Source organism: Pradoshia sp. Z5_111 (assembly GCF_058267535.1).
Window position 1 is genome coordinate 28,884 of sequence record NZ_JBZCPQ010000015.1, and the last position, 21,696, is coordinate 50,579.

A 21,696-nucleotide genomic window follows, 5' to 3' on the forward strand; every position below is an offset into this window, starting at 1 on the left:
AGGCGGGTGTACAACCGCCTGTTTTTTTATGTTTATGTTCCGCAAAAATTGCAGAATTGGTTTACACTACACCGTTCGTTCATTTAGAACTTTATAATCAGCAACTCTCCGCTAACAAAAAATAATACATCCTCTCATACTCCCTTGTTTACAATATCCTGCTAATTACTGACAAAAAATCGAAACTAAATAACATCCATAAACTTCCTACGATGTAAAAAATCAGATACAATAGATATATGCGAATTTTTTATTGGGGGACAAAGGATGATAGGAACGTTAAAATCTATGCTTCACCCTCGAGAAACAAACATCGAGTTGAGAGGCGTAATGACAAAAACTCAATACATACTTTTGTTTGGTGGATTACTTTTCTATAGTATGGTCTTGTTTGGTGCCTATGGATATCTAGGTTTGGGCAGTGAAAACTTGTCTGTGTATATGGAGACTCTAAAAGAAGTCAGATGGGAAACGACCAAGTTTTTATACTTTATTGGTAAACTAGCTGCTGGTCTCTTATATCCGTTGTTGTTCACATTATATTTTACAGTGCTATTTTGGATCGTTTTTGAGGACCTCTCTTTTCGAAGAGTGTGGAAACATCAGCTTATACCTTTAATGGTGATGCTCGTAGCGAAGACAATGGAACTAATATGTATGCTGCTACTAAGGGTTCCTGAACATTCATCTCCCTTTAGTCTAGGAGTCATTACACAAATGCTTACACCACAGATCTTTTGGGTGGAATTAGCTGCAAACATTACGATATTTATACTGTTGGCAGGCTATCTTCAATATCGAATTTTCCACAAGTCACTTGATTATAGTAAAAAGAGAGTGATTATAACTGTATCTTTATCCTGGATTTTATTTATAATGCTGGATGGGGCAACGGATACATTATTTAGAGTCATGAAGGTGATTATATGAATTCTAGCCTTGGGAAGAAAAAATGGTCTCTTGTGTCATTAGCCGTTCTCTTATTTATACTTACAAATAGCATTATTATTTACAAAATAGATAAAATTGATCGGACAGTCCTTATTACAGATCCTCATACCACCAAAAAAGGTACATTAAAAGAAACACTTCAAACTGAAGGGGAGGCTGAGCCATCTGAAATATATAAGGTCTTTTATGAAGAACCAAGGGGGATGCTCGATGAAATCTTGGTTGAAGAGGGTCAGCAGGTCCAAGTAGGTACACCATTGCTAAGTTATTTAACTAATACTGATAGTAGCGATGTCATAACTGGATTAGAAGAAGCTAACAAACGCCTTTCTATGAAAATAGAAAAATTGAATGAGGATATTTCCTTGCTTCAGTCGGAGGTCGAAGAGTATAACAGCTTACAAACTGCCGACAACGATGATGAGAAGGCGGAACCAGATTTAGATAACACACGTATATTGGAGTATGAGATAAAAAACATAGAATATGAAATTAAGATGACTGAGCTGCAAATAGAGGAAAATCAAACACAGATAGATCTGGCCAACAGTGCTGAAGATCAAATTACAATAGAAAGTAAAATTGATGGAACTATCGTGCAAAGAAATGACTTTAGCAGGACAGCAGATAATCCGTTACTAACTATTATGAATCAAGCCTCTATAGTGGTGAATGTATTAGTTGGCGAAGATGATATCCAGCGAATAAAATTTGATCAGGAAGTTATGATTAAACCGAAACATTTGGATTCGGGATTGATTAAAGGCAAAGTAATAAAAATAAGTGATATTCCGTTTAGTAAAAATGATAAGAATGATAAAAGCTTCTATAATATATCGGTTCAGCCAGAAGATCCAAGTGAATCATCAGAAGAGGCTGCAGAGAGTCAGTTATTAATCGGATCCCATGTAGCTGCCGCTATCACATTGAAGGAGCTTAACAATGTAGTTGTCTTACCAAAGAAAAGCCTGGCAGGTAATCATGTGGTACTTCTTGAAAAGGGAGAGCTAAAACAAAAGAAGATTAAGGCTGGATTAGTATTTGGTGATAAAGTGGCCGTGACTAAGGGGCTCAAAGAAAAACAACGTATACTACCTTTAGCCGATGCTAGCATAAATGGGGATACTAGGTACATAAAGTCCGTTGACTTCGATTATGTAAATAAGAAGACGTATAAACAATTTAATGTGGAAGAAAAGTTATGGCTAGTAGCAAGAGGTATAATACAATGATTATGAGATAAATATGATAAGTGATGAGAGAGGGGAAGGTGCATACTTTCCTCTTTTTGTTATGTTTGAGAGAGAAAGCTAGTATATTAATGGAAAGAAGAACGATAACTTGAAAAAGTAGAAGTGAGATTGTATACTAATATTCGTGTGATAGAAGAAATTATTTTTAACTGTTGCATACCCAGAAAGTATAATGTATAATAGACAATGTTGGTCTTTTCATTGCGATGATGTGGAAGGTTGCTGACACACCCGGCCGCTTTGCCATGGCGCGTGTGTAAGGAGATTTCCACGGAGAATGTCTATTACAAAATAGGCGATAAAGGAGGGAAAATAATGGCAAAACAAAAGATTCGCATTCGTTTAAAAGCATATGATCACAGAATTCTTGATCAATCTGCTGAGAAAATTGTAGAAACTGCAAAACGTTCTGGTGCAGCTGTTTCCGGTCCGATTCCACTTCCGACTGAGAAAAACGTGTACACGATCCTACGTGCGGTTCATAAATACAAAGATTCTCGTGAGCAGTTCGAAATGCGCACGCACAAACGTCTAATCGACATTGTAAATCCTACACCACAAACTGTAGATTCACTAATGCGTTTAGATTTACCATCTGGCGTAGATATCGAAATCAAATTATAATCGTTTCATAAAAATAAAAAGAAAACACTAGGAGGTGTGACTCATGACCAAAGGAATCTTAGGTAGAAAAATCGGTATGACTCAAGTATTTGCTGAGAACGGTGAACTTATCCCGGTAACAGTTGTTGAAGCAGTACCAAACGTAGTTCTTCAAAAGAAAACTGCTGAAAACGATGGCTACGAAGCTATCCAACTAGGCTACGAAGATCTTCGTGAAATGCTTTACAACAAACCACAACAAGGGCACGCTGCTAAAGCGAACACTGCTCCTAAGCGCTTCGCTCGCGAAATTCGCGATGCAGACCTCAATAACTATGAGGTAGGTCAAGAAGTCAAGGTAGATCTTTTCGCTGAAGGCGAAATCGTTGATGTAACAGGAATCTCAAAAGGTAAAGGTTTCCAAGGACCAATTAAACGTCACAACCAATCTCGTGGTCCAATGTCTCACGGATCTCGTTACCATCGTCGTCCTGGTTCAATGGGACCAGTTGCTCCAAACCGCGTATTCAAAGGCAAAAAACTTGCTGGACGTATGGGTGGAACTCAAATCACTGTACAAAACCTTGAAATCGTTAAGGTTGATGCAGAACGTAACGTAATCCTTATCAAAGGTAACGTTCCTGGACCTAAAAAAGCTTTACTAAAAATCAAAAGTGCGGTTAAAGCGAACTAATCTATCGAGAAAGGAGGAAAATCGCAATGCCGAAAATTGCTCTTTTAAACCAAGCTGGTTCTCAAGTAGGCGATATAGAGCTTAACGAATCAGTATTTGGTATTGAACCAAATGAGAGTGTTGTAACTGAAGCAATCCTTATGCAAAGAGCGTCTTTGCGCCAAGGAAATCATAAAGTTAAAAATCGTTCTGAAGTAAGAGGCGGCGGCCGTAAACCATGGCGTCAAAAAGGAACTGGACGTGCTCGTCAAGGTTCTATCCGTTCCCCACAATGGCGTGGTGGTGGTGTGGTATTCGGACCAACACCAAGAAGCTACTCTTACAAACTTCCTAAGAAAGTACGTCGTTTAGCTATTAAATCTGTACTTTCCGCTAAAGTGAACGAAGAAAACGTAATCGTTCTTGATGCTTTAACTTTTGAAGCACCAAAAACTAAAGAATTCACAGCTGTATTAAAAGGCTTGAATACTGAAAACAAAAAAGCGTTGATCGTAACTGCGGATGTAGACGAAAACGTTGCGCTTTCCGGCCGTAACATTCCGGGAGTAACAATCGTTGAAGCTAACGCTATTAACGTATTGGATGTTGTAGGACATGAGAAGTTAATCATGACTAAAACAGCTGTTGAAAAAATAGAGGAGGTGCTTGGATAATGGAAGCACGTGATATTATTAAGCGCCCCGTCATTACTGAAAGCTCAGCTGACATCATGGCCGATAAAAAATATACTTTTGAAGTTGACGTAAGAGCTAATAAAACTCAAATCAAAGATGCTGTTGAAGAAATCTTTGAAGTTAAAGTTGAAAAAGTTAACGTTATGAACTACAAAGGTAAATTCAAACGCATGGGTAAACATGCTGGATATACAAACAAACGCCGTAAAGCGATTGTTAAACTAACTGCTGATAGCAAAGAAATCGAATTCTTTGAAGCATAATTTTTAAAGAAAAGGAGGGACACAACATGGCGATTAAAAAGTATAAACCTACCAGTAATGGTCGTCGCGGAATGACTGTTTCCGATTTCGCTGAAATTACAACGGATCAACCGGAAAAATCATTATTAGCACCTTTACACAGAAAAGGTGGCCGTAACAACCAAGGTAAGTTAACTGTTCGTCATCAAGGTGGCGGTCACAAGCGCCAATACCGTATCATTGATTTCAAACGTGATAAAGATGGCATTCCAGGACGCGTTGCTACTATCGAGTACGATCCAAACCGTTCTGCTAACATTGCACTAATCAATTATGTTGATGGGGAAAAACGTTACATTCTTGCTCCGAAAAACTTGGTGGTGGGCATGGAAATCATGTCTGGACCAGAAGCGGATATCAAAGTAGGTAATGCTCTTCCATTAATTAATATCCCAGTGGGTACTGTTATCCACAATATCGAGTTGAAACCTGGTAAGGGAGGACAATTAGTTCGTTCCGCAGGTACTTCTGCTCAAGTACTAGGTAAAGAAGGACGCTACGTACTAGTACGTCTTAATTCCGGAGAGGTTCGTATGATTCTTGCTACTTGCCGTGCAACAATCGGTCAAGTTGGTAACGAGCAACACGAACTTATCAACATCGGTAAAGCGGGACGTTCTCGTTGGTTAGGTAAACGCCCTACTGTACGTGGTTCTGTAATGAACCCAGTAGATCACCCACACGGTGGTGGTGAAGGTAGAGCACCTATCGGACGTAAGTCTCCAATGACTCCTTGGGGCAAACCAGCTCTTGGATTCAAGACTCGTAAAAAGAAAAACAAATCAGACAAATTTATTGTTCGTCGTCGTAAAAAATAACGCGGTTGTACTACGGTTCGCGTGTAGAACCGTAGAGCAATCACGAAGGGAGGCACAAACATGGGTCGCAGCCTAAAAAAAGGACCATTTGTTGACGATCATCTCATCAAGAAGGTTGAAGCATTGAATGAAGCTGACAAGAAACAAGTTATCAAAACTTGGTCAAGACGTTCTACAATCTTCCCACAATTCATCGGACACACAGTTGCTGTATACGATGGACGCAAACACGTACCAGTTTATGTAACGGAAGACATGGTAGGCCACAAGTTCGGTGAATTCGCACCAACTCGCGCTTACAAAGGTCATGCCGGAGACGATAAGAAAACAAGACGTTAATCAGAGAGGAGGGCATAAATATGCAAGCAAAAGCTGTTGCTAGAACAGTTCGTATTGCTCCTCGTAAAGCTCGTTTAGTATTAGATCTAATCCGAGGTAAGCAAGTAGGCGAAGCAGTTGCTATTCTTAACTTAACTCCGAAAGCAGCTTCCCCTGTTATCGAAAAAGTATTAAAATCTGCCGTTGCAAACGCAGAACACAACTACGATATGGACGTTAACTCGCTTGTCATTTCTGAAGCCTATGCTAACGAAGGACCAACACTTAAACGTTTCCGTCCACGTGCAATGGGTCGTGCAAGCGCGATTAACAAACGCACAAGCCACATCACAATCGTTGTATCAGAAAAGAAGGAGGGATAATCCGTGGGTCAAAAGGTAAATCCGGTCGGTATGCGTATCGGGATCATCCGTGATTGGGAATCCAAATGGTTCGCAGAAAAGGACTACGCTAAACTTTTGCATGAAGACATTAAAGTACGTGAGTACATTATGAAACGTCTTCACGATGCATCTGTTTCTAAAATCGAAATCGAACGTGCTGCAAACCGCGTGAACATTTCTATCCACACTGCAAAACCTGGAATGGTTATCGGTAAAGGTGGTACAGAAGTTGAAGCGCTTCGTAAAGCACTTAATCAATTAACTGAAAAACGTGTTCATATCAACATCATTGAAATCAAGAGAGCTGATTTGGACGCTAAATTAGTAGCGGAAAATATCGCGCGTCAATTAGAAAACCGTGTATCTTTCCGTCGTGCACAAAAACAAACTATCCAACGTGCAATGCGCGCTGGTGCAAAAGGTATCAAAACTCAAGTATCTGGACGTTTAGGTGGAGCTGATATCGCTCGTGCTGAACACTACAGTGAAGGAACTGTTCCACTTCATACTCTTCGCGCTGACATCGACTATGCTACAGCAGAAGCGGACACTACTTACGGAAAGCTTGGAGTAAAAGTATGGATCTATCGTGGAGAAGTCCTTCCTACCAAGAAGAAGTCTGTGGAAGGAGGAAAATAATATGTTATTGCCTAAACGCGTAAAACATCGCCGTGAACACCGCGGAAAGATGAGAGGCCGTGCAAAAGGCGGTACTGAAGTAGCATTCGGCGAATACGGTCTTCAAGCTCTTGAAGCTTCTTGGATCACAAACCGTCAAATCGAAGCAGCTCGTATCGCAATGACTCGTTATATGAAACGTGGCGGTAAAGTTTGGATTAAAATTTTCCCTCACAAACCATACACTGCAAAACCTTTAGAAGTACGTATGGGTTCCGGTAAAGGGGCACCTGAAGGTTGGGTAGCAGTAGTAAAACCTGGTAAAATTATGTTCGAAATCGCTGGAGTATCTGAAGAGGTAGCACGTGAAGCCCTTCGTCTTGCAGCTCACAAACTTCCAGTAAAATGTAAGTTTGTAAAACGTGAAGAAATTGGTGGTGAAGCAAATGAAATCTAATGAGATCCGTGATTTAACCACTGCCGAAATAGAACAAAAACTTAAAGCACTTAAAGAAGAGCTTTTTAACCTTCGCTTCCAGCTTGCTACAGGACAATTAGAAAACCCTGCACGTATTCGTGAAGTTCGCAAAGCGATTGCACGTATGAAAACAGTTGTGCGTGAAAGAGAGCTCAACGTAAACAATTGATAATGAGAGGAGGTTCACACAATGAGTGAACGCAACCAGCGCAAAGTATACACTGGCCGTGTTGTTTCTGACAAAATGGATAAAACAATCTCTGTTGTCGTTGAAACAAAGAAAACACACCCTTTGTATGGCAAACGCGTGAAATACTCCAAAAAATATAAAGCTCATGATGAAAAGAATGAAGCAAAAGTTGGCGATATCGTTAAGATTATGGAAACTCGCCCATTATCCGCAACAAAACGCTTCCGTTTAGTAGAAGTTGTAGAAAAAGCGGTTATCATTTAATATAAATGTTTCGGATTTAGTAATTCCGAAGGGAGGTTACGCAGATGATTCAACAGGAATCTCGTTTGAAAGTAGCTGACAACTCTGGTGCTCGTGAAGTACTTACAATCAAAGTTCTTGGCGGTTCCGGTAGAAAAACAGCTAATATTGGTGATGTAATCGTATGTACGGTCAAACAAGCAACACCAGGAGGCGTTGTTAAAAAAGGTGACGTTGTGAAGGCAGTTGTTGTTCGTACTAAACGCGGCGTTCGTCGTACAGATGGTTCATACATTCGATTCGACGAAAATGCATGCGTGATTATTCGTGATGACAAGAGCCCTCGTGGAACACGTATTTTTGGACCTGTTGCTCGTGAACTTCGCGACAGCAACTTCATGAAAATCGTTTCACTAGCTCCTGAAGTTCTTTAATAAACAGTGATATAGACTTTTCAAGGAGGTGCGAATCTCGTGCATGTAAAAAAAGGTGATAAAGTAGTTGTCATCTCCGGCAAGGATAAAGGGAAACAAGGCGTAGTTCTTGAAGCATTCCCTAAGAAAGATCGTGTTCTTGTTGAAGGTGTAAATATTGTAAAGAAACACGCTAAACCTTCTCAAGCGAACCCACAAGGTGGTATTTTCGAACAAGAAGCAGCGATCCATGTTTCTAACGTTATGATTATTGATCCTAAGACTGGTAACCCTACTCGCGTAGGCTATCAAACAGTCGACGGCAAAAAAGTACGTGTAGCAAAAAAATCAGGTGAATCTTTAGATAAATAAGTCAGAAACGAAGGGAGGTACAACAAGTGAACCGCCTTAAGGAAAAATATCAAAAAGAAATTACTCCTGCTCTAATGAGCAAGTTTGAATACAATTCAGTAATGCAAGTTCCTAAACTTGAAAAAATCGTTGTGAACATGGGTGTCGGCGATGCCGTTTCAAACGCGAAAGCATTGGACACTGCTGTAGAAGAATTAGCAACTATCACTGGTCAAAAACCAGTTGTAACAAAAGCTAAAAAATCTATCGCAGGTTTCCGTCTTCGTGAAGGCATGGCAATCGGTTGTAAAGTAACTTTACGCGGAGAGCGTATGTATGAGTTCCTTGATAAATTGATTGCAGTTTCCCTACCACGTGTACGTGACTTCCGTGGAATCTCCAAAAAAGCATTCGACGGTCGTGGTAACTACACATTAGGTGTTAAGGAACAGTTGATTTTCCCTGAAATCGACTACGATAAAGTAAACAAAGTCCGCGGCATGGACATTGTTATCGTAACGACAGCTAATACTGATGAAGAAGCTCGTGAGCTTCTAACTCAATTCGGAATGCCATTCCAAAAGTAATCGCTAAATAAGGGAGGCGAAAAAGTGGCTAAGAAATCAATGATCGTGAAACAACAACGTACACCAAAGTTTAAAGTACAAGAGTACACACGTTGCGAACGCTGCGGCCGTCCGCATTCTGTATACCGCAAATTTAAACTTTGCCGTATTTGTTTCCGTGAACTAGCATATAAAGGACAAATTCCAGGCATTAAAAAAGCTAGCTGGTAAAACCCGAAAACGGGAAGGAGGTTATCATTGTGGTAATGACAGATCCAATTGCAGATTTGCTAACTCGCATTCGTAATGCGAACATGGTTCGTCACGATAAATTGGAAGTTCCAGCTTCCAAAATGAAAAAGGATGTAGCTGATATCTTAAAACGTGAAGGTTTCATCCGTGACGTTGAATTTATTGAAGATAATAAACAAGGTATCTTGCGTATCTTCTTAAAATATGGTGCTAACAACGAGCGCGTAATTACTGGTATCAAACGTATCAGTAAACCAGGTCTTCGTGTATACGCAAAAGCAGGAGATGTTCCTCGCGTATTAAACGGACTTGGAATCGCAATCGTATCTACTTCTCAAGGTGTTATTTCTGATAAAGAAGCACGCGCTAAGAAAATTGGCGGAGAAGTAATCGCGTACGTATGGTAATAAACATTTCACTGATGAATGGAGGTGCACGAAATGTCCCGCGTAGGTAAAAAACCTGTAGAAATTCCAGCTGGAGTTACAGTTACTTTGAACGGAAATACAGTAACTGTTAAAGGACCAAAAGGTGAATTGACTCGTACTTTTCACTCTGATATCGAAATCAAAGTTGAAGATAATATCGTAAATGTATCCCGTCCAACTGATGAAAAACTTCATCGTTCATTGCACGGTACTACACGCGCTATCATCGCTAACATGGTTGAAGGTGTCTCCCAAGGCTTCGAAAGAAATCTTGAGTTAATCGGGGTTGGTTATCGTGCTCAAAAACAAGGTAAGAAACTTGTATTGAATGTAGGATACTCTCACCCAGTTGAGATCGAACCAGAAGAAGGACTTGAAATCGAAGTTCCTGCTAACACAAAAATCACAATCAAGGGTACTGACAAGGAGCGCGTTGGAGCTTTAGCTGCTAACATCCGCGATGTACGTCCTCCTGAACCTTACAAAGGTAAAGGTATCCGTTATGCTGGCGAACAAGTTCGTCGTAAAGAAGGTAAAACTGGTAAGTAAAGGCCCTAAAGCTTAGGAAAGGAGTGTCGTAAATGATCACGAAGGCTAACAAAAACGCTACTCGTAAGAAAAGACATGCACGTGTCCGCGCTAAATTAGCGGGTACACCGTCTCGTCCGCGTTTAAATGTTTTCCGATCCAATAAGCACATTTATGCACAGCTTATTGATGATGCTAATGGTGTTACTTTAGCTAGTGCATCAACACTTGATAAAGAAATTAGCCTTGAGTCCACTAGTAACGTGGATGCAGCTAAAAAAGTTGGCGAAGTTATCGCTAAACGTGCTGTAGAAAAAGGTGTTTCCGAAGTTGTTTTTGACCGTGGAGGATACTTATATCACGGACGTATACAAGCACTTGCAGATGCTGCACGTGAAAACGGATTACAATTCTAATAGACAAAGGAGGGACATATTAGATGCGTCGCATTGATCCAAATAAATTAGAACTTGAAGAACGCGTAGTTACAGTCAACCGCGTAGCGAAAGTTGTTAAAGGCGGACGTCGTTTCCGTTTCACAGCGCTAGTGGTTGTCGGAGATAAAAATGGACATGTAGGATTCGGTACTGGTAAAGCACAAGAGGTGCCAGATGCAATCCGTAAAGCTGTTGAGGATGCGAAGAAAAACCTGGTTACTGTACCAATGGTTGGAGTTACAATTCCTCATGAAGTTATCGGACGTTTCGGATCTGGTGAAATCTTAATGAAGCCAGCTTCTGAAGGTACTGGAGTTATCGCTGGTGGACCAGTTCGTGCCGTGCTAGAATTAGCAGGTATCGCTGACATCCTTTCCAAATCTCTAGGCTCTAACACACCTATCAATATGGTACGTGCTACTATTGATGGCATTAAACAAATGAAAAGTGCGGAAGAAGTTGCAAAATTGCGCGGTAAATCTGTAGAGGAACTGTTAGGATAAGGAGGGAAATCAAATGGCTAACAAATTAGAAATTACCCTCACGCGTAGCTTAATCGGTCGTCCTGAAGATCAACGCGTAACAGTAAATACTCTTGGTCTTAAAAAAATGCACCAAACTGTAGTGCATAACGACAATGACGCTATTCGCGGTATGATTAACAAGGTATCTCACCTTGTTACTGTTAAAGAAATCTAAGCTTACTAACGTTTATATAAGGAGGTGCCAGCATGAAACTTCATGAATTAAAACCTGCAGAAGGTTCTCGTAAAGAACGCAAACGCGTAGGCCGCGGTATTGGTTCAGGTCATGGTAAAACTGCCACTAAAGGACATAAAGGTCAAAATGCCCGTTCCGGCGGTGGAGTAAGACCAGGATTCGAAGGGGGTCAAACTCCTTTATTCAGACGTTTACCTAAACGCGGATTTACAAACATTCATCGTAAAGAATACGCAGCAGTTAACCTTGAAAAATTAAATCGCTTTGAAGATGGTACTGAAGTAACACCTGAATTGTTAATCGAAACAGGTGTTGTGAAAAGCGAAAAAGCAGGAATCAAAATTCTTGCAAAGGGTAATGTAGAGAAAAAATTGACAGTTAAAGCACACAAATTCTCTGCAGCTGCTAAAGAAGCGATTGAAGCCGCAGGCGGTAAAACTGAGGTGATTTAATGTTCCGTACATTGCGTAATTTCATGCGAGTGAAAGATATCAGGAATAAAATTCTCTTTACTCTTGCAATGCTGGTTATCTATCGCATCGGGTGCTTTATACCTGTTCCCGGTGTGAATGCAGACATTCTTGCAATGAACGATGAGTTAAGTGTATTTGGAGTCTTGAACTTCTTCGGTGGTGGAGCTTTAAGTAACTTCTCTATCCTTGCAATGGGGATCATGCCATATATTACGGCTTCGATCATCATCCAGCTATTGCAAATGGATGTTGTTCCTAAATTTGCAGAATGGGCAAAGCAAGGTGAAGTTGGAAGGCGTAAATTAGCTCAGTTTACCCGCTATGGAACCATAGTTCTTGGATTTATTCAAGCACTTGGAATGTCATATGGTTTTAATAACATGGCTAATGGAGCTTTGATTGATAATCCAGGAATTACGACATATCTGTTAATAGCTACTGTATTAACAGCCGGTACCGCATTTCTTTTGTGGCTCGGTGAACAAATCACTTCTAAGGGAGTAGGAAATGGAATTTCGATCCTTATCTTTGCGGGTATTGTATCGGCAATTCCTTCTACGCTCAACCAGATATATGCATCCATGTTCGAAGATGCTGGAGATGCATTATTCCTTAATATAGCAATCGCTGTATTGATTGTACTTGCAATCATCGCTGTAGTTGTTGGTGTAATATTTATTCAACAGGCAAACAGAAAAGTACCTATCCAATACGCTAAACAGGTTTCAGGTAAAGGTCCAGTCGGTGGACACAACACACATTTACCTTTAAAAGTAAACTCTGCTGGTGTTATTCCGGTTATCTTTGCAGTTTCCTTTATTATTACTCCGCCAACAATTGCATCATTTTTCGGTGAGAATAGTGTAACAACATGGATTACTAAAACATTTGATTACACACAACCCGTTGGAATGATCCTTTACGTTGCTTTGATTATTGCATTCTCCTATTTCTATGCTTTTATTCAAGTGAATCCGGAGCAATTATCCGAGAACTTGAAAAAGCAAGGTGGATATGTACCAGGAATACGTCCAGGCAAAGCCACTCAGGAATACTTCACGAGAGTATTATATCGATTGACTTTTGTTGGGGCTCTATTCCTTTCATTCATCGCAGTGCTTCCTGTAATATTTATCAAGCTAGGCAATCTTCCATCATCTGCCCAAATAGGTGGAACGAGTCTCTTGATTATAGTAGGGGTAGCCTTGGATACAATGAAGCAATTAGAATCGCAACTTGTAAAAAGACATTACAAAGGTTTTATTAAATAAAAGGTTTCGGGGACTATTATGCTCCCCAAGCCTATTATTGTTTAGGGGGAAAAAGTGTGAATCTTGTATTAATGGGACTGCCAGGAGCCGGTAAAGGTACTCAGGCAGAAAGAATAGTAGAAGAATACAACATCCCTCATATCTCTACTGGAGATATGTTTCGGGCAGCTATGAAAGAGGAAACACCACTTGGTTTAGAAGCTAAATCATATATGGATAAAGGTGAACTGGTACCGGATGCAGTTACAATCGGTATCGTACGTGAACGTTTAGCTAAGGATGATTGTCAAAAAGGCTTTTTGCTAGATGGATTTCCACGCACTGTTGCTCAGGCTGAAGCACTTGAACAGCTTTTAGCTGAAATGGATCGTCAATTAGACTATGTCATTAATATACAAGTCAATAAAGATAGCTTGTTAGAACGATTGACAGGTCGCCGCATTTGTAAAGATTGCGGAGCTACCTACCACCTAGTATTTAATCCTCCTGCCAAAGAAGGCGTGTGCGACCGCTGTGGTGGAGAGTTGTACCAAAGAGCTGATGATAACATCGATACGGTGCAAACCCGTCTCGAAGTAAACATTCAACAGTCGCAGCCACTGATTACCTTCTATGAAGGAAAAGGATATTTACGAAATCTTGACGGACAACAACCGATTGATAAAGTCTTCGCGGATATAGAAGAGCTTCTCGGGAGCTTGTCTCGATGATCATTTGTAAAACCCAACGCGAGATTGAAATCATGCGTGAAGCTGGGCGTATTGTTGCTCTAACACATCAGGAACTGCAAAAATACATTAAACCCGGTGTTTCAACAAAGGAACTGGATGCTATTGCGGAAAAGTTTATACGCAAACATAATGCAATTCCGTCCTTTAAAGGGTATAATGGTTTTCGTGGCAGTGTTTGTACATCCGTTAACAACGAACTTGTACATGGCATTCCTGGGGATAAGACATTAAAAAACGGCGACATTATCAGCATTGATATTGGTGCACAACTTAATGGCTATCACGGCGATTCAGCATGGACCTATCCAGTTGGAGACATTGATGATGAAACCAGGAGACTGCTTCAAGTAACAGAAACATCCCTCTATAAGGGGATTTCGGAAATAAAGCCAGGCCAACGTCTCTCTAATATCTCACATGCTATTCAAACATATGTCGAGGAAAACGGCTTTTCTATAGTAAGAGAGTATGTCGGACACGGTATCGGTCAAGACTTACATGAAGCACCGCAATTGCCTCACTTTGGTCCGCCGAATAAAGGCCCAAGATTGAAGCCGGGAATGGTGCTGTGTGTTGAGCCAATGGTGAATGCAGGAAGCCGCTATGTTCAAACATTAGCCGACAACTGGACAGTTGTTACAGTTGATGGGAAGAATTGTGCTCACTTTGAGCATACCATTGCGATTACCGAAGAAGGCTATGAAATCTTAACATTAGTTTAAATGTAGGTGATCTTGATTGGTCCAAAAGGATAGATCTCCCCGGTTGGGACAATTTGTTCGGGTCACTCAAGGCAGGGATACCGATCAATATGCCATAATTGTAAAAATTGTTGATGAAAAATTTGTTTGTATCGCTGACGGAGATAAACGAAAGTTTGATTCTGCAAAGCGTAAAAACATACTTCATCTTCATTTGTACGAGGACTGGTCTCAGGAAGTGGAGAGCAGTTTAGGGGAAACAGGTCGCGTAACGAACGGAAAGCTCCGTTTCGCTTTGACTTATTTTATGAAAAGCTTAGAGAAGAAGGGAGAAGAACTGTAATGGCAAAAGATGATGTTATTGAAGTTGAGGGTACAGTTACTGAGACTTTACCAAACGCTATGTTTAAAGTTGAATTAGAGAATGGCCATACTGTCCTTGCCCATGTATCAGGCAAAATCAGAATGCATTTCATTCGTATTCTGCCAGGTGATAAAGTGACGGTAGAGCTATCTCCTTATGACTTGACCCGCGGAAGAATTACGTATCGTTTTAAATAATCTCGGTTGCACTCCGCATTTTATAAGGAGGGAAAACAATGAAAGTCAGACCATCAGTAAAACCAATCTGCGAAAAATGTAAAGTTATCCGTAGAAACGGTAAAGTAATGGTTATTTGTGAAAACCCAAAACATAAGCAAAAACAAGGGTAATATTTGAAGGAGGTGCACATAAATGGCACGTATTGCAGGTGTAGATATTCCTCGTGAAAAACGAGTTGTTATTTCTTTAACTTATATTTTCGGTATTGGTAGACCAACTGCTGAAAAAGTACTTGCAGAAGCTGGAGTTTCTCAAGATACTCGCGTACGCGATCTTACTGAAGATGAATTGAACAAAATCCGTGATATTATCGATGGATACAAAGTAGAGGGTGACCTACGTCGTGAAGTTTCCTTAAACATCAAACGTTTAATGGAAATCGGTTGCTACCGTGGATTACGCCACAGAAGAGGACTTCCTGTTCGTGGACAAAACACTAAAAACAACGCACGTACTCGTAAAGGCCCACGTAAAACTGTAGCTAACAAGAAAAAATAATAAGTAAGGAGGTTTTGTCGATATGGCACGCAAAACGAACACACGCAAACGCCGCGTGAAAAAGAATGTAGAGTCAGGTATTGCTCACATTCGTTCTACTTTCAATAACACAATTGTTACAATTACTGATGCACACGGAAATGCTATTTCTTGGTCAAGTGCTGGTGCACTTGGTTTCAGAGGTTCCCGTAAATCTACACCATTTGCAGCGCAAATGGCAGCAGAAACTGCAGCTAAAACTTCTATGGAACACGGTATGAAAACTTTAGAAGTTACTGTTAAAGGCCCAGGATCTGGTCGTGAAGCAGCTATTCGTGCATTACAAGCAGCTGGTCTTGAAGTTACTGCAATCAAAGACGTAACTCCAGTACCTCATAATGGTTGCCGCCCGCCTAAACGCCGTCGTGTATAATATTGTTTGAATAGAATTTATTTCCCTGTCTATAATGGGGTAATATAGTGATTTTCCTTTTTCTTAGAAAATCACAAATATGTTGCGCACATTGGGAGTATATATTGGGGAATTTCGGTTAGATGCAAAACACTACCTTCTTCTAGCCGGGGTTTCGACGTTACGAAGGAGGGTATTGTTGAATGATCGAGATAGAAAAACCAAAAATTGAAACGGTTCAAATCAGCGAAGACGGAAAATATGGTAAGTTCATCGTTGAACCACTTGAGCGTGGATATGGAACAACTTTGGGTAACTCCTTACGTCGTATCCTACTATCCTCATTGCCTGGTGCTGCCGTTACATCTATTCAAATAGATGGTGTGCTCCATGAGTTCTCTACTATTGAGGGTGTAGAAGAAGATGTAACTGCTATTATCCTAAATATTAAGAAGCTCGCATTAAAGATTTATTCTGATGAAGAAAAGACTCTTGAAATTGATGTTCAGGGGGAAGGGGCAGTAACGGCTGCAGATATTACACATGATAGCGATGTGGAAATTCTAAACCCGGATTTACTGATAGCTCACCTTTCTAAAAAAGCTCACTTGCGTATGCGCTTGGTAGCTAGAAGAGGAAGAGGCTACACGCCAGCTGATCAAAACAAACGTGATGATCAACCAATCGGTGTAATCCCTATTGATTCCATTTACACACCAGTATCTCGGATGACATATCAAGTTGAAAACACTCGTGTAGGTCAACTGACAAACTATGATAAACTTACAATCGATGTATGGACTGATGGAAGCACTGGTCCAAAAGAAGCTATAGCTTTAGGTGCGAAGATCGTAACAGAACATCTGAACATCTTTGTTGGTTTAACAGATGAAGCTCAAAATGCTGAAATCATGGTTGAAAAAGAAGAAGATCAAAAAGAAAAAGTATTGGAAATGACAATTGAAGAGCTTGATCTTTCTGTTCGTTCTTACAACTGTTTGAAGCGTGCTGGCATTAATACAGTACAAGAGCTTGCTAATAAGACTGAAGAAGATATGATGAAAGTTCGTAATCTTGGCCGTAAATCACTTGAAGAAGTGAAAGCTAAGCTAGAAGAACTAGGTCTTTCCCTACGTAAAGACGATTAATGAATGAATAGATAGAATCAGTTATTTCAACAAAGGAGGGAAACTTTCATGGCATACAGAAAGTTAGGACGTACAAGCGCACAGCGTAAAGCAATGCTTCGCGATTTGGCTACTGATTTAATTATCAACGAGCGTATCGAAACGACTGAAACTCGTGCGAAAGAATTACGTTCCGTAGTCGAAAAAATGATTACTTTAGGTAAACGCGGAGATTTACATGCACGCCGTCAAGCTGCTGCATACATCCGTCACGAAGTAGCAAACGCTGAAACTGGGCAAGATGCAGTTCAAAAATTATTTGCTGATATCGCGCCTCGTTACGAAGAGCGTCAAGGTGGATACACTAGAATCATGAAAATTGGTCCACGTCGTGGAGACGCAGCACCAATGGTAATTATCGAGTTAGTTTAATGATGTAAGGGTAGGGGTGGACAGAATATCTGACACCCATATCCTATATTAAATACCTTAATCCAATGATTCTGGTATAAGCTAACTAAAGCATTATGCGTTTTACGCATGTGCTTTACTCTTATTTTACTGAATAATCCAAAAAACGATAGAGCGTTACGATAGGCATGGATTGGGTGACGATCCAATTGATGTTTGTCTAGCTCTCGCACCCCTTGTACAGACAAAACGTACGTTGTCTGACATTAAGATAAGTGAATGCTGCTCTTAATTCAGGAAATCCATTGGGATAATCCGGAAGGGGTGCAGCGTTTTTTTATATTCAAAAATAGTTGAGCTAAGCAGAGAATAGAGCAGCACAGGGAGGAAGCTATGAGTAAACCGTTGGCTGAAGTTAGTAATATATCCTTTCAATATGAAGCGAAGACAAATAGAGCTCTGGATAATGTATCGTTTAAAGTCCAGGAGGGTGAATGGCTCGCTATTGTTGGGCATAATGGTTCAGGCAAATCAACATTAGCCAAGCTATTAATAGGGCTCTATTTTGCTAATGAAGGAACGATCATGGTTAATGATTTGGTCATGAGCGAAGACACTGTATGGGATATCCGTCGGCATATTGGAATGGTCTTTCAAAATCCTGATAATCAGTTTGTAGGTACAACTGTGCAGGATGATGTGGCTTTTGGTTTAGAAAACGCTGGCATTGAGAGAGAGGATATGATAAACCGTGTCCAGGATGCATTAAGGAAAGTTCGCATGGATGAGTTTCTCGATCAAGAGCCGCACCATTTATCAGGTGGACAAAAGCAACGTGTTGCAATAGCAGGTGTACTGGCCTTGCGCCCATCTATTATTATTCTGGATGAAGCCACCTCCATGCTTGATCCCTTGGGGAGATCAGAAGTACTTGGCATTATTAGAGAATTGAAGGAAGATAAACAATTGACAGTAATATCAATCACTCATGACTTAGAGGAAGCTGCCCGTGCTGACCGGATGATTGTATTGAATCAGGGGAAAATATTTGCGGAAGGCAGCCCGGCTGAGATATTTAAGTTAGAGGAAGAACTTGTGAAATTAGGACTTGATATCCCGTTTTCTATAAAACTTTCTAAATCATTAAGAGAAAATGGTATCCAAGTATCTGATCAAATCACCGAAGAAGGGCTGGTGAATGAACTATGCAAATATCACTTGAAGAAGTAGAGCATACCTATCAACTGGGCACACCATTTGAGCATCGCGCTTTATATGATATTAATGTTCGTTTTCCAACTAATTCTTTTATAGGTGTAATTGGTCATACTGGCTCAGGCAAATCTACTCTCTTACAGCATTTAAATGCCTTGTTAAAGCCAACAAAGGGGAAAGTCACAATTGGAGAAAGAGTTATCTCCGCAGATAAAAAAGAAAAGAATTTGAAAGCCATCCGTCAAAAAGTAGGAATTGTCTTTCAGTTCCCTGAACACCAGCTTTTTGAAGAAACCGTATTAAAAGATATCTGCTTTGGACCCATGAATTTTGGAGTGAGTGAGGAAGATGCCAAAAATCGTGCATATGCAGCGATCAAATTAGTGGGTCTGGATGATTCGATTATGGAGTCCTCTCCATTCGATTTATCCGGCGGTCAAATGCGAAGAGTAGCGATAGCAGGAGTACTGGCTATGGAACCGGAAGTGATTGTTCTGGATGAACCTACAGCCGGGTTGGATCCAAGAGGGCGAAAAGAAATTATGGATATGTTTCATACCCTTCACAAGGAAAAGGCTCTTACCACCATATTGGTTACACATAGCATGGAAGATGCAGCAAGATACGCAGACGAACTGATTATCATGCATAGAGGAACGATTGTTAAAAAAGCGTCTCCAAATGAAGTGTTCTCTGATCCAGAGGCATTAATGGATTTAGGACTGGCAGTGCCTGATACCATTCGATTCCAGATGGAATTTGAACAAAAGAGTGGTTTAGTTCTCTCCAAGAAACATCTGTCACTGGATGATTTGATTAGCGAGATATCAAATCTCTTGGGGGTGGACAACAATGATGGATAAATTTATAATGGGACGCTATGTTCCAGCTGATTCAGTTGTCCACAGAATGGATCCAAGGGCAAAATTATTATTAGTCTTTTTCTATGTTTGTATCGTATTCCTGGCTAATAACTGGATATCGTATGCTATTTTAATTACATTTACCTTAGTATTGCTAGGATTAACAAAAATTAAACCACTATTCCTATTACAGGGATTAAAGCCGGTAATCTTTTTAATCATTCTAACATTGCTTATACAACTGTTTTTCACAAAAAGAGGAGAAATTGTCTTCTCGCTCGCCGGTATTGATATTTATGATGAAGGAATTAAGATGGGGATCTTTATATCCTTACGTTTTACATTATTAATCTTAGTTACTTCTATCCTTACGCTTACGACAACGCCGATTGAGATAACGGATGGAATGGAATATCTATTGAACCCTTTAAGGAAAATTAAATTCCCGGTTCATGAGCTTGCATTAATGATTTCTATCTCATTACGCTTTATTCCAACGTTGATTGAAGAGACGGATAAAATTATGAAGGCACAAACCTCAAGAGGAGTCGATTTTTCATCGGGCCCGCTGAAGGAAAGATTGAGTGCAGTCGTCCCTCTCCTTGTTCCACTATTTGTAGGCTCCTTTAAACGTGCTGAGGAGCTGGCTACAGCGATGGAAGCAAGGGGATACAGGGGCGGAGAAGGCAGGACGAAATATCGTGCTCTTAAGTGGGAATTCCCTGACACAATCTTAATCATCTCTCTCATCGCCTTATCAATCGCTCTTATCCTCACTAGAAACTAATAGGGAGAGTATTGGAATGATACGTTACAAATGTACAATAGCTTATGATGGGACAAATTTTGCCGGCTACCAAATTCAGCCTGACAAGCGTACAGTTCAATTGGAACTGGAAAAGGTCCTAATGACCATGCATAAGGGAAGAGAGGTCAAGGTGGCTGCCTCAGGGCGTACTGATGCCGGTGTACATGCCAAGGGGCAAGTCATTCACTTTGATTCTCCACTTGAGCTGCCTCCGGAAAGATGGAAAAAAGCACTGGGAACTATGCTGCCTGCAGATATAGCCATCGTAGATATCGAAAAGGCTGATTCTGAATTTCATGCCAGGTTTAATGCGGTTGGTAAAGAATACAGGTATATCATTTCGTTGGCTGAAGTAAAAGATCCCTTTATTAGAAATTATGCCTATCACTATCCCTATAAGCTCGATTTAGCTATGATGGAGAGAGCGTCAGAGTATTTAACCGGGACCCATGATTTTACCAGTTTTTGCTCCGCTAAAACAGAAGTGGTGGATAAAGTAAGAACGGTCAAGTCGATTAATTTTCTTAGAGATGATCAACAATTGGTCATTCGTTTTGTTGGAGATGGTTTCCTGTATAATATGGTAAGGATTATGGTAGGCACTTTATTGGATGTCGGGATTGGCAAACGCCGCCCGGAGGAAATAAAAGACATTATTACTGCCCATGATCGCACGAAAGCAGGGAGAACCGCACCAGGACACGGGTTATATTTATGGAAAGTAGATTATAAATAAAATCTAAATTCCATGACAACTAATCCAGGTGTAACATTTTCTTGACAATGGCCGAAAAACGGTATATCATATCCTTTGGTATGTTAAAACCACGAGAATAGCCCCGGAAACTATTTCGTGTTTAGATAGAGCCACAAATTTTTTTAAAAAAAATGAAACAATGAACTATTTTTAGGAGGGTAAATCAATGCGTACGACGTATATGGCGAAAGCTAGTGATGTAGAACGTAAATGGTACGTTGTAGATGCCGAAGGTCAAACTTTAGGTCGTCTAGCATCACAAGTAGCCTCAATTCTTAGAGGTAAACACAAACCAACTTATACTCCACATGTTGACACTGGTGACCATGTGATTATTATCAATGCATCTAAAATCGAACTGACTGGTAAGAAATTAACTGATAAAATTTACTACCGTCACAGCATGCACCCAGGTGGTTTGAAAACAAGAACTGCTCTTGAAATGAGAACTAACTACCCAGAGAAAATGTTGGAGCAAGCTATCAAAGGAATGCTTCCAAAAGGATCTCTTGGTCGTCAAATGGGTAAAAAATTAAACGTATATGCTGGAGCTGAGCATCCACATCAAGCACAAAAACCTGAAGTTCTTGAGCTTCGCGGTTAATA

At 40.4% G+C, this 21,696-nt stretch carries 38 protein-coding genes; all 38 read left to right on the top strand.

Annotated features, from left to right (window positions below):
- Positions 1–267 precede the first annotated feature (267 nt).
- The 38 genes from AC4D4A_RS18295 to rplM all read left to right on the top strand — a co-directional run bounded on the left by AC4D4A_RS18295 (position 268) and on the right by rplM (position 21,694).
- Positions 268–930: a hypothetical protein gene (locus AC4D4A_RS18295; RefSeq protein WP_490997172.1), complete on the top strand. Its 663-nt coding sequence runs from the start codon at positions 268–270 to the stop codon at positions 928–930.
- Positions 927–2,183 carry an efflux RND transporter periplasmic adaptor subunit gene (locus AC4D4A_RS18300; protein ID WP_490997173.1) on the top strand — a complete coding sequence of 419 codons (1,257 nt, stop codon included), beginning with the start codon at positions 927–929 and terminating at the stop codon, positions 2,181–2,183. The genes AC4D4A_RS18295 and AC4D4A_RS18300 overlap by 4 nt, the downstream gene beginning before the upstream one ends.
- Positions 2,184–2,519: 336 nt before the next feature.
- Entirely contained in the window at positions 2,520–2,828 is a 309-nt protein-coding gene (gene rpsJ / locus AC4D4A_RS18305) for a 30S ribosomal protein S10 (protein ID WP_066102989.1), read from the top strand.
- Positions 2,829–2,871: 43 nt separating this feature from the next.
- Entirely contained in the window at positions 2,872–3,501 is a 630-nt protein-coding gene (rplC, locus tag AC4D4A_RS18310; RefSeq protein WP_490997174.1) for a 50S ribosomal protein L3, read from the top strand.
- Between the two features lie 26 nt (positions 3,502–3,527).
- A complete protein-coding gene (gene rplD, locus AC4D4A_RS18315; RefSeq protein WP_490997175.1) occupies positions 3,528–4,154 on the top strand; it encodes a 50S ribosomal protein L4 in 627 nt (208 codons plus the stop codon).
- Positions 4,154–4,438, top strand: a complete 285-nt coding sequence (gene rplW / locus AC4D4A_RS18320; RefSeq protein WP_066102977.1) for a 50S ribosomal protein L23 — start codon at positions 4,154–4,156, stop codon at positions 4,436–4,438. Before rplD ends, rplW begins: the two co-directional genes overlap by 1 nt.
- A 26-nt stretch (positions 4,439–4,464) precedes the next feature.
- Positions 4,465–5,295, top strand: coding sequence for a 50S ribosomal protein L2 (rplB, locus tag AC4D4A_RS18325; protein ID WP_066102974.1), 831 nt, complete (start codon positions 4,465–4,467; stop codon positions 5,293–5,295).
- A gap of 60 nt (positions 5,296–5,355) precedes the next feature.
- Entirely contained in the window at positions 5,356–5,634 is a 279-nt protein-coding gene (gene rpsS, locus AC4D4A_RS18330; protein WP_066102971.1) for a 30S ribosomal protein S19, read from the top strand.
- Positions 5,635–5,654: 20 nt separating this feature from the next.
- On the top strand, positions 5,655–5,996 hold the full coding sequence (gene rplV, locus AC4D4A_RS18335) for a 50S ribosomal protein L22 (protein ID WP_066102967.1): 342 nt from the start codon (positions 5,655–5,657) through the stop codon (positions 5,994–5,996).
- A 3-nt stretch (positions 5,997–5,999) separates the two neighbouring features.
- Positions 6,000–6,656, top strand: coding sequence for a 30S ribosomal protein S3 (rpsC, locus tag AC4D4A_RS18340; RefSeq protein ID WP_066102964.1), 657 nt, complete (start codon positions 6,000–6,002; stop codon positions 6,654–6,656).
- A 1-nt stretch (position 6,657) separates the two neighbouring features.
- Positions 6,658–7,092: a 50S ribosomal protein L16 gene (gene rplP / locus AC4D4A_RS18345; protein ID WP_066102961.1), complete on the top strand. Its 435-nt coding sequence runs from the start codon at positions 6,658–6,660 to the stop codon at positions 7,090–7,092.
- Positions 7,082–7,282: a 50S ribosomal protein L29 gene (rpmC, locus tag AC4D4A_RS18350; protein WP_066102959.1), complete on the top strand. Its 201-nt coding sequence runs from the start codon at positions 7,082–7,084 to the stop codon at positions 7,280–7,282. Before rplP ends, rpmC begins: the two co-directional genes overlap by 11 nt.
- Positions 7,283–7,303: 21 nt before the next feature.
- Positions 7,304–7,567 carry a 30S ribosomal protein S17 gene (gene rpsQ, locus AC4D4A_RS18355; RefSeq protein ID WP_490997176.1) on the top strand — a complete coding sequence of 88 codons (264 nt, stop codon included), beginning with the start codon at positions 7,304–7,306 and terminating at the stop codon, positions 7,565–7,567.
- A gap of 44 nt (positions 7,568–7,611) precedes the next feature.
- On the top strand, positions 7,612–7,980 hold the full coding sequence (gene rplN, locus AC4D4A_RS18360) for a 50S ribosomal protein L14 (RefSeq protein WP_066102954.1): 369 nt from the start codon (positions 7,612–7,614) through the stop codon (positions 7,978–7,980).
- A gap of 39 nt (positions 7,981–8,019) precedes the next feature.
- Positions 8,020–8,331 (top strand): 50S ribosomal protein L24, encoded by a 312-nt coding sequence (gene rplX / locus AC4D4A_RS18365; RefSeq protein WP_066102951.1) that lies wholly within the window; start codon positions 8,020–8,022, stop codon positions 8,329–8,331.
- A 26-nt stretch (positions 8,332–8,357) separates the two neighbouring features.
- Positions 8,358–8,897, top strand: coding sequence for a 50S ribosomal protein L5 (gene rplE / locus AC4D4A_RS18370; RefSeq protein ID WP_066102948.1), 540 nt, complete (start codon positions 8,358–8,360; stop codon positions 8,895–8,897).
- 24 nt (positions 8,898–8,921) lie between these two features.
- Entirely contained in the window at positions 8,922–9,107 is a 186-nt protein-coding gene (gene rpsN, locus AC4D4A_RS18375; RefSeq protein ID WP_490553529.1) for a 30S ribosomal protein S14, read from the top strand.
- A gap of 29 nt (positions 9,108–9,136) precedes the next feature.
- Positions 9,137–9,535 (top strand): 30S ribosomal protein S8, encoded by a 399-nt coding sequence (gene rpsH / locus AC4D4A_RS18380; protein ID WP_066102945.1) that lies wholly within the window; start codon positions 9,137–9,139, stop codon positions 9,533–9,535.
- A gap of 33 nt (positions 9,536–9,568) precedes the next feature.
- Positions 9,569–10,105, top strand: coding sequence for a 50S ribosomal protein L6 (gene rplF, locus AC4D4A_RS18385; protein ID WP_490997177.1), 537 nt, complete (start codon positions 9,569–9,571; stop codon positions 10,103–10,105).
- A 32-nt stretch (positions 10,106–10,137) separates the two neighbouring features.
- Entirely contained in the window at positions 10,138–10,500 is a 363-nt protein-coding gene (rplR, locus tag AC4D4A_RS18390) for a 50S ribosomal protein L18 (RefSeq protein WP_066102942.1), read from the top strand.
- A gap of 23 nt (positions 10,501–10,523) precedes the next feature.
- Entirely contained in the window at positions 10,524–11,024 is a 501-nt protein-coding gene (gene rpsE / locus AC4D4A_RS18395; protein WP_066102939.1) for a 30S ribosomal protein S5, read from the top strand.
- Positions 11,025–11,037: 13 nt separating this feature from the next.
- Positions 11,038–11,220 carry a 50S ribosomal protein L30 gene (rpmD, locus tag AC4D4A_RS18400; protein WP_066102935.1) on the top strand — a complete coding sequence of 61 codons (183 nt, stop codon included), beginning with the start codon at positions 11,038–11,040 and terminating at the stop codon, positions 11,218–11,220.
- A gap of 32 nt (positions 11,221–11,252) precedes the next feature.
- Positions 11,253–11,693, top strand: coding sequence for a 50S ribosomal protein L15 (gene rplO, locus AC4D4A_RS18405; protein ID WP_066102932.1), 441 nt, complete (start codon positions 11,253–11,255; stop codon positions 11,691–11,693).
- Entirely contained in the window at positions 11,693–12,985 is a 1,293-nt protein-coding gene (gene secY, locus AC4D4A_RS18410) for a preprotein translocase subunit SecY (RefSeq protein WP_490997178.1), read from the top strand. The genes rplO and secY overlap by 1 nt, the downstream gene beginning before the upstream one ends.
- Positions 12,986–13,041: 56 nt before the next feature.
- Positions 13,042–13,695: an adenylate kinase gene (locus tag AC4D4A_RS18415; protein WP_066102927.1), complete on the top strand. Its 654-nt coding sequence runs from the start codon at positions 13,042–13,044 to the stop codon at positions 13,693–13,695.
- Entirely contained in the window at positions 13,692–14,438 is a 747-nt protein-coding gene (map, locus tag AC4D4A_RS18420; RefSeq protein ID WP_066102924.1) for a type I methionyl aminopeptidase, read from the top strand. Before AC4D4A_RS18415 ends, map begins: the two co-directional genes overlap by 4 nt.
- A 16-nt stretch (positions 14,439–14,454) precedes the next feature.
- On the top strand, positions 14,455–14,760 hold the full coding sequence (locus AC4D4A_RS18425; RefSeq protein WP_490997179.1) for a KOW domain-containing RNA-binding protein: 306 nt from the start codon (positions 14,455–14,457) through the stop codon (positions 14,758–14,760).
- Positions 14,760–14,978: a translation initiation factor IF-1 gene (gene infA, locus AC4D4A_RS18430; protein WP_040372572.1), complete on the top strand. Its 219-nt coding sequence runs from the start codon at positions 14,760–14,762 to the stop codon at positions 14,976–14,978. The genes AC4D4A_RS18425 and infA overlap by 1 nt, the downstream gene beginning before the upstream one ends.
- Before the next feature lie 38 nt (positions 14,979–15,016).
- Positions 15,017–15,130 carry a 50S ribosomal protein L36 gene (gene rpmJ, locus AC4D4A_RS18435; protein WP_017473641.1) on the top strand — a complete coding sequence of 38 codons (114 nt, stop codon included), beginning with the start codon at positions 15,017–15,019 and terminating at the stop codon, positions 15,128–15,130.
- Between the two features lie 22 nt (positions 15,131–15,152).
- Positions 15,153–15,518: a 30S ribosomal protein S13 gene (rpsM, locus tag AC4D4A_RS18440; RefSeq protein ID WP_066102920.1), complete on the top strand. Its 366-nt coding sequence runs from the start codon at positions 15,153–15,155 to the stop codon at positions 15,516–15,518.
- Between the two features lie 22 nt (positions 15,519–15,540).
- Entirely contained in the window at positions 15,541–15,930 is a 390-nt protein-coding gene (gene rpsK / locus AC4D4A_RS18445; protein ID WP_049672521.1) for a 30S ribosomal protein S11, read from the top strand.
- Positions 15,931–16,112: 182 nt separating this feature from the next.
- A complete protein-coding gene (locus AC4D4A_RS18450) occupies positions 16,113–17,057 on the top strand; it encodes a DNA-directed RNA polymerase subunit alpha (RefSeq protein WP_066102914.1) in 945 nt (314 codons plus the stop codon).
- Between the two features lie 48 nt (positions 17,058–17,105).
- Positions 17,106–17,468: a 50S ribosomal protein L17 gene (gene rplQ, locus AC4D4A_RS18455; RefSeq protein ID WP_066102910.1), complete on the top strand. Its 363-nt coding sequence runs from the start codon at positions 17,106–17,108 to the stop codon at positions 17,466–17,468.
- A 372-nt stretch (positions 17,469–17,840) separates the two neighbouring features.
- Positions 17,841–18,677 carry an energy-coupling factor ABC transporter ATP-binding protein gene (locus AC4D4A_RS18460; protein ID WP_490997180.1) on the top strand — a complete coding sequence of 279 codons (837 nt, stop codon included), beginning with the start codon at positions 17,841–17,843 and terminating at the stop codon, positions 18,675–18,677.
- Positions 18,653–19,525: an energy-coupling factor ABC transporter ATP-binding protein gene (locus AC4D4A_RS18465; protein WP_490997181.1), complete on the top strand. Its 873-nt coding sequence runs from the start codon at positions 18,653–18,655 to the stop codon at positions 19,523–19,525. The genes AC4D4A_RS18460 and AC4D4A_RS18465 overlap by 25 nt, the downstream gene beginning before the upstream one ends.
- Positions 19,515–20,312: an energy-coupling factor transporter transmembrane component T family protein gene (locus AC4D4A_RS18470; RefSeq protein WP_490997182.1), complete on the top strand. Its 798-nt coding sequence runs from the start codon at positions 19,515–19,517 to the stop codon at positions 20,310–20,312. The genes AC4D4A_RS18465 and AC4D4A_RS18470 overlap by 11 nt, the downstream gene beginning before the upstream one ends.
- 16 nt (positions 20,313–20,328) lie before the next feature.
- On the top strand, positions 20,329–21,069 hold the full coding sequence (truA, locus tag AC4D4A_RS18475) for a tRNA pseudouridine(38-40) synthase TruA (protein ID WP_490997183.1): 741 nt from the start codon (positions 20,329–20,331) through the stop codon (positions 21,067–21,069).
- 187 nt (positions 21,070–21,256) lie between these two features.
- On the top strand, positions 21,257–21,694 hold the full coding sequence (gene rplM / locus AC4D4A_RS18480; protein ID WP_066102895.1) for a 50S ribosomal protein L13: 438 nt from the start codon (positions 21,257–21,259) through the stop codon (positions 21,692–21,694).
- Positions 21,695–21,696 lie beyond the last annotated feature (2 nt).